This is a genomic window from Ligilactobacillus sp. (assembly GCF_036846325.1).
Lineage (GTDB): Bacteria > Bacillota > Bacilli > Lactobacillales > Lactobacillaceae > Ligilactobacillus.
This window is the reverse complement of the sequence record NZ_DAIUCE010000098.1, coordinates 430-6205: the sequence shown is the minus strand read 5'-3', so window position 1 is coordinate 6205 and position 5776 is coordinate 430. Positions and strand designations below refer to the sequence as shown.

Sequence of the window (5776 nt, the reverse complement as noted above, 5' to 3'; positions counted from 1 at the left end):
TCGACGACATCGACGTTTGGCGCATAGATGTCCTGGTTTTCAAAAGTAAAGCTTCCGGTAATCGTCACGTCCTCGAGCAGATCGTTCATGCGGTTGATGCAGCGCAGATACGTCGACTTGCCGCAGCCGGAAGGTCCGATCAGGGCCGTGATCTCATTTTCATGAAAGTTCATGCTGATGCCGTGCAATGCTTCTTTCTTGCCGTAATAAAGGTGCACGTCTTCTGTTGAAATAATTTCTGCCATAGTGCCCTCCTATCCGAAATTGCCGGAAACATAGTCTTCAGTCAGCTTTTCATGCGGCGTCTGGAAGATGTTTTCGGTCCTGTCGTATTCAATCACGCGGCCCAGATGGAAAAATGCAGTGTAGTCACTGATTCTTGAGGCCTGCTGCATGTTGTGCGTCACAATGATGATTGAATAGTTTTCGCGCAGCTGTTCCAGCGTATCTTCAATCTTTGAAGTCGAAATCGGATCAAGAGCACTGGCCGGTTCGTCAAGCAGCATGATGTCGGGCTTCATCGCGCAGCACCTTGCAATGCACAGACGCTGAGCCTGTCCGCCGGAAAGAGCAAAGGCGCTTTTGTCAAGCTCATCCTTGACTTCATCCCATAACGCTGCCTGTTTCAGGCTTTCCTCGACGCGCCTGTCGAGTTCTTCCTTATCAGTCAATCCGTTTGCCTTCAATGCATACGTGATGTTTTCACGAATCGATTTGGCAAACGGATTCGGTCTTTGAAACACCATGCCGATATGCTTTCTGACTTCGTACACGTTGATGTCTTCTGCATTGATGTCAACGCCTCTGTACCAGATTTTACCTGTAACGTTTGCGACCTTGTCGTTCATGCGGTTCAAGCTGCGCAAAAACGTTGACTTGCCGCACCCGGAAGGCCCGATCAAGGCCGTAATCCTGTTTCTTTCAAATTCCAGGTTACCATCAAAGAAAGCATGGTGGTCGCCGTAATATACCTGAAGATTTTCCGTCTTCAAGGCAGGATTTTCAAAAGTCAGCATCGTTTTTCCTCCTTAATTTGCAGCTGTCAGTTTTTTGTACAGGAAACGCCCCAAGGCACGTGCCCCGAAGTTGAACAATAAGATGACAACGATCAGAACGGCAGACGATGCGCTTGAAATAATGCCTGCGTCCGTCACGACCGCCTCTGTATTCACCTTCCAGATGTGTACGGCCAGGGTTTCAGCAGGTCTGTTCCAATTCAAAAAGCTCGTTGCAGAAAACGGGTTCCAATTGCCGTAATCAACTGCGGGCGCACTTTGCCCAGCCGTATATATCAATGCCGCGGCCTCACCGAAGACACGCCCGGCACTCAGGATGACTCCGGTCAGAATACCGGGGAGCGCGGCCGGCAGCACGATGCCTTTGATCGTTTTCCATTCGGAAAGGCCCAGGGATGCTCCGGCCTCGCGCTGAAGCTGTGGAACGTCGCGCAGAGAATCTTCGATGTTTCTCGTCAAAAGCGGCAGATTGAAGAACGTCAACGCCAAGGCGCCGGCAAGAATCGAAAATCCCATCTTGAACTTGATGACGAAGAACAGGTATCCGAACAGGCCGACGACGATCGAAGGCAGCGAACTCAAGATTTCAATCGTCGTTCTGAGAACCTGGGTAAACCAGTTGTCCTTTGAAAATTCCGACAGGTAGATTCCGGATCCGAGTGCAATTGGAAACGAGATGATCAAAGTCAAAACCAAAAGATAAAGCGAGTTGAACAGTTGATCTCTGATACCGCCCCCGGCCTTGAATGCTTCTGCCTGGGAGGACAGGAAATGCATCGAAACGTCCGGCAGCCCGGTTCCCAGAATGTATCCCAGCAAAAACAGCAGAATCAAGACCACGATTGCAACGAACGTCCAGATGACGCCGGTTGCAACTTTATCGCTCGTTTTTGGATTCATTTTTTCATCTCTCCTCTCTTGGCAATCAAACGGACAAGCAGGTTAAAGAACAGCGACATGAACAACAAAATCAAGGCAAGCGACCACAATGCGTTGTTCGACAAGGTACCCATGACCGTGTTCCCCATCTGACTCGTCAACTGACTTGTCAGGGTTGCGGTCGGCGTCACCAGACTCGTCGGCATCAGGCAGGCATTGCCGATGACCATTTGAACGGCCAGTGCTTCACCAAACGCCCTGGCCATCCCGAAGATGACTGCTGTGAAAATTCCCGGTGCACTGGCACGCAGAATGACCTTGTAAATCGTCTGCCATCTTGTTGCGCCAAGTGCCAGGGAAGCCTGACGATAGTGCAGGGGAACTGCCTTCAAACTGTCAATTGTAAGCGACGTGATCGTCGGCAGAACCATGACGAACAGCACAATCGTTCCGGAAAGAATCCCAAAGCCGGTTCCGCCGAAAACCTTGCGGATAAAGGGCACGACGACCGTCAAGCCGACATAGCCGTAGACAACTGACGGAATTCCAACCAGAAGCTCAATCACGGGCTGCAGGAACTTTGCACCATTTCTGGCGTACTGCGTCGTAAACAAGCCGATTGCCAAGGCAAACGGTGTTGCCGTCAGCGCAGACAGCACCGTAACGGCAAAGGACGTTGTAATCATCGGCAAGGCTCCGACCTTTTTCACGCCGGCTGCAGGATCCCAGTCCTTGCCCGTCAGAAAATCTCCTATGCTGACCTTGTCCTGCACAAACGTCGCAATCCCCTTTGAAGTTATAAAATAAAGAATCGATGCCACCAGAAGAATGATCAGCGTTAAGCTCAGGTAGCACCAGAAATGACCGCGTTTGTCCTGCATCGTTTCCTTTGAAGGATTGGTCAGCTTGTCTTTGATCTCATCCATTAACAAAACCTCTCATCTTTAATCAAAAAGGCAAGTCCCTGCCCACACCAGGACCTGCCTTCCTTAAACCTGACTATCTGTTATTCACTAACTTTACCGTTTGCATCCTTCTTGACCTTCATATCATGAATGCTGATGTAGCCAAGTTTTTGAACAAGGCTTCCCTGAACGTCGTCAGAAAGCATATAGTCGATGAACTTTTTGGCCTGGCCCTTTGCCTTGCCGTTCGTGTACATGTGTTCATATGACCAGATCTTCCACTTGTTCGTCGTGATGTTCTTGTCCGTTGGAGCAACGTTGTCGAGGCTCAAAGTATGCAGGCCGTCAGTCTTTGCGTATGAAAATGCAAGGTAGCTGATTGCCCCGGGAGTCGTTGAAACGATTTTCTGAACCGTCCCGTTTGAATCCTGTTCCTGTGCCTTGACTGCTGACTCGCCACCCAAAACGGCACCTTCAAACGTTGCACGCGTGCCGGAACCTTTCGCACGGTTGACGACCGTGATCTTTTCGTCCTTGCCGCCGACGTCCTTCCAGTTCGTGACCTTGCCCGTGAAGATGTCCTTCAACTGGCTCATCGAAAGGTTCTTGACCGAAACGTCAGAGTTGACGACCGGCGTCATTCCGACGACAGCCACCTTGTGATCCTCAATCTTTCCGGCATCGATTCCGCTTTGCTGTTCTGCAAAAATATCTGAGTTGCCGATTGTCACGGATCCTGCCTGAACCTGGCTGAGTCCAGTTCCGGACCCGCCGCCTTGAACCGTAATCGTTGCGCCCTTGTTTGCATCCTGATATTTGGAAGCGGCCTGTTCAACCAACGGCTGCAGAGCAGTTGATCCGACAATCGTAACTTTTTCATTCGATTCTGATTTGCTGGAGCCTGAGGATGTCTTGCTGTCGCCTGATCCCCCGCCGCAGCCGGCAAGAACGACTCCTGCCAAACCTAAAACAAGCAATGATGAAAAAAGTGATTTCCTTTTCATAAAATATGTGTCCCTTCTGTGGTTGAATTTGCTGAACTCACCCGCTGAGGTCTTCCCCCTTACGAGTACATTGTCTATGTTATGCCCGGGCTGTAAAGTTAAAGTCTTGATTAGGTAAAGCGATTGTAAATGTCTTGTAAATCCAGACACAACGCTGTTTTTTTGTGGCATAACTTTAAATGAGGGACATTAAAGTAAAGGCAAGGAGGAATTTTGAATGAATGAATACGTAATCGCACTGACGGAAAATCTGCCCTTGTTTACGGGAATCAACAACGCATGCAACGAAAACGGATGGTTCGTCTGCAATACGACTACGGTAAACGATTTGAAGAAAAATTTGCTGAAACGCGATCCAATCGGCATCATCTGGGATCTTGAATATGAAATTCCCGCTGCTACGCTCAAGGACTTGAAAGACTTACGCAGAAATTTTCGCGAACCGATCATCGTTCTCGCCAAGGAAAAGGACATCGATTATGAGATCAAGCTGTTTGAAACTCAGGTCAACGACTACATAACCGCACCTTTTGACTATTCAGACATTGCAGTTCGCCTGAAGCAGCAGCTTCAGCTCAAAATGCTGCTTCACAAGCCTGAGAATTCATTTGACGAAGCAGACGAAGACTCTGCATTTCAAGAACGAATCTTTGAACTAAACGGCATCACGCTGTACCTCGATTCTTTTCGCGCCATCAAGGACGGAAAAGATCTTCAGCTGACGCCAAAAGAATTCAAACTGCTGGACTACCTGGCCAAGCACTGCGGCCAGGTCCTGAGCCGCGAACAGCTGCTTCAGGGCGTTTGGGGATATGACATCCTGGGCACAAGCCGCATCGTCGACATCCACATCAGCCACTTGCGAGACAAGCTTGAAGCCGATCCGAATACGCCTTTGTGGATCAAAACCAACCGCGGTTTCGGCTATTCGTTTGCGGGCAAGATAAAAATCAAGGCATGAAACAAAAGTTAAATAAAAGCCAGGATGATTTGCAATTAACTGGAAATCATCCTGGTTTTTCGTTTTATTCGTAAAATTTCAGCAAGGTCGCATGGTATTCTTCCAAAATTTCAGCCGAGCTGTTGAACAATTCGTGCTTTGCTTCAGGAAACTGCTTGAGCTTGACGACCTTGCTTTTCTCGGCAAATTCCGTTTGTCCCGCAACGTCAACCATCGTATCGTTTCCCGAAGAACAAAGAAGCACGGGACATTTGATCCTGTCAACATTCTTCATGAGCTGTTTTTCCGCATTCAGCGCTGCCAAAACCCAAGAATAGGTCGCACCGTTCGTTTGGTACTCTGCATTTTTCAGGCGCTGCCTGAACTGATACAAATAACGCGCCTCAGACAACGTACAGCTGCCCTTGAAATCGGGCCGTTCGTCGAATCTTTTCTGTCCGATTGCCAGCTTCCTGCCGCGATGAAGAACTCTTTGAAACAGGCAGATCGGCCTGGCGACCTTTTTTAACCGCGGCTCAAGCGCCATCCTGATCATCGGCGAGCTCAGCACTGCTTTTTTGAACGTTTCCGGGTATTTTTCCAAATACAGTGCACCGACGCAGCCGCCCATCGAGTGCGCAAACAACATCAAATCAAGCTTTTTTTTCGTCATTTTGGAAACCTCATCGGTAAACAATTTCAAGTCTTCGACATACTCGGCAAAATTTCCGACGTAAACCGCATCCTTGTCCGAAACTTCGCGCAAAGACTTCCCGAATCCTCGCTGCTCATAGAAGAACACGGCATATCCCGCATGATAAAAATCGTAAAACAGCTCGTGATACTTGCCGAAAAATTCGCAAAAACCATGCACGAAAACAAGCGCTTTTTTTGGTTTTTCCGGAATCGCACAGTATGCTTGAAGCTTTTTTCCGTCATAGCTGTCAAACGCAAAAACATAGCTTGAAATCTTATTGTTGTCGTCATCATAATCCGACATTTCGGACTGTATGACCGCCGCGTATGATTCCT

The 5776-nt window shown here is 48.8% G+C and carries 7 protein-coding genes; 1 reads left to right on the top strand and 6 read right to left on the bottom strand.

Annotated features, from left to right (window positions below):
* From V7Z60_RS08300 to V7Z60_RS08280, 5 genes are all read right to left on the bottom strand, one after another.
* Positions 1-245: ATP-binding cassette domain-containing protein (locus V7Z60_RS08300; RefSeq protein ID WP_334117360.1), on the bottom strand; the 245-nt coding region annotated here is incomplete at its 3' end.
* 9 nt (positions 246-254) lie between these two features.
* Positions 255-1016 (bottom strand): phosphate ABC transporter ATP-binding protein PstB, encoded by a 762-nt coding sequence (gene pstB / locus V7Z60_RS08295; RefSeq protein WP_334117359.1) that lies wholly within the window; start codon positions 1014-1016, stop codon positions 255-257.
* Between the two features lie 12 nt (positions 1017-1028).
* Positions 1029-1916, bottom strand: a complete 888-nt coding sequence (gene pstA, locus V7Z60_RS08290; RefSeq protein WP_334117358.1) for a phosphate ABC transporter permease PstA — start codon at positions 1914-1916, stop codon at positions 1029-1031.
* On the bottom strand, positions 1913-2776 hold the full coding sequence (gene pstC / locus V7Z60_RS08285; RefSeq protein ID WP_442918910.1) for a phosphate ABC transporter permease subunit PstC: 864 nt from the start codon (positions 2774-2776) through the stop codon (positions 1913-1915). The genes pstA and pstC overlap by 4 nt, the downstream gene beginning before the upstream one ends.
* 125 nt (positions 2777-2901) lie before the next feature.
* On the bottom strand, positions 2902-3804 hold the full coding sequence (locus V7Z60_RS08280; protein WP_334117356.1) for a phosphate ABC transporter substrate-binding protein: 903 nt from the start codon (positions 3802-3804) through the stop codon (positions 2902-2904).
* A 217-nt stretch (positions 3805-4021) separates the two neighbouring features.
* On the opposite strand from V7Z60_RS08280, the gene V7Z60_RS08275 reads away from it, so the two are divergent.
* Positions 4022-4765, top strand: coding sequence for a winged helix-turn-helix transcriptional regulator (locus tag V7Z60_RS08275; protein ID WP_334117355.1), 744 nt, complete (start codon positions 4022-4024; stop codon positions 4763-4765).
* A 64-nt stretch (positions 4766-4829) separates the two neighbouring features.
* Here the strand turns inward: V7Z60_RS08275 and V7Z60_RS08270 are convergent, their stop codons facing one another.
* Complete coding sequence (locus V7Z60_RS08270; protein WP_442918909.1) at positions 4830-5744, bottom strand: alpha/beta fold hydrolase; 915 nt, start codon at positions 5742-5744, stop codon at positions 4830-4832.
* Between the last annotated feature and the right edge of the window lie 32 nt (positions 5745-5776).

Excerpts from the sequence above, each read along its gene's own strand:
- V7Z60_RS08280 (WP_334117356.1), bottom strand. The coding sequence starts at position 3,804 with ATGAAAAGGAAATCACTTTTTTCATCATTGCTTGTTTTAGGTTTGGCA.
- pstB (WP_334117359.1), bottom strand. The coding sequence starts at position 1,016 with ATGCTGACTTTTGAAAATCCTGCCTTGAAGACGGAAAATCTTCAGGTA.
- pstA (WP_334117358.1), bottom strand. The coding sequence starts at position 1,916 with ATGAATCCAAAAACGAGCGATAAAGTTGCAACCGGCGTCATCTGGACG.
- V7Z60_RS08270 (WP_442918909.1), bottom strand. The coding sequence starts at position 5,744 with ATGTCGGATTATGATGACGACAACAATAAGATTTCAAGCTATGTTTTT.
- V7Z60_RS08275 (WP_334117355.1), top strand. The coding sequence starts at position 4,022 with ATGAATGAATACGTAATCGCACTGACGGAAAATCTGCCCTTGTTTACG.
- pstC (WP_442918910.1), bottom strand. The coding sequence starts at position 2,776 with ATGCAGGACAAACGCGGTCATTTCTGGTGCTACCTGAGCTTAACGCTG.